The 716-nt window shown below is 35.9% G+C and carries 1 protein-coding gene; it reads left to right on the top strand.

All coding sequences use genetic code 11. The features are described 5' to 3' along the window. Window positions 1-687 (top strand): hypothetical protein (locus DNJ77_RS09855; protein ID WP_157966685.1); only part of this gene is annotated, 687 nt, incomplete at its 5' end. Window positions 688-716 lie beyond the last annotated feature (29 nt).

Below are 716 nucleotides of genomic sequence, written 5' to 3'. Positions count from 1 at the left end.
TCTAATATTGCAATGAATTTGGTAAGACAGGAAATAGAAAAAGGGCTAGATGTTAATAATAACATTGTAATCAAGAGTACTATACAGCAAGCAATCGAGGCACAATTGTCGACAAAAAGTATAGGTAAAATTGCTGCTGGAATGGTAAGTGTAGCAAGTGACTCTGACCAAGTCTCCTTTGTTGTTAAAGGCATTGTACAACAAACGATGGACTCAAACTTATCTTCTATTGAAATTGCCCAAATTCTTTCACAGATGATCCTTGATAATGACAATGCACACCAAATTGAGATTATTCGAACTATTCTATCGGAGCCACAAATTAACGTGGAGTATATTACCCAAGTATATAACCATCTAAAAGAGCAGGATGTAGTCGTAGCAGATCGCTTTATGGAAGAAGCTGAAAAGACTAAAGATGGAGCACAAGATAATAAAACTCAAGAGGCTACAAACAATGACGTATCTGCATCTAAGCTTATATATCCAGAAAAGCTAAATCTGTTGGCACGACTTAAAGCCAAGATTTTTGGACAAGCTGAACCTGCTCAACAAGGTGATCTAACTACCTATAGTGAAGCTAAGCATCGTTATCAAATTGAGCTAGCTAAAGCAAGCTTATTAAAACTTGCCGACAATGGTAAAAATAATGACAAAAGCGTTACTGACAATTCTGTAAATAGTTAAAATAGGGTATAAGGGGGTAGTTAAGTGTA

Origin of the sequence: Fastidiosibacter lacustris (genome assembly GCF_003428155.1) — a bacterium.
Classification (GTDB): domain Bacteria; phylum Pseudomonadota; class Gammaproteobacteria; order Francisellales; family Francisellaceae; genus Caedibacter; species Caedibacter lacustris.
The sequence above is the reverse complement of the archived record's forward strand: the minus strand, read 5'-3'. Positions and strand labels throughout refer to the sequence as shown.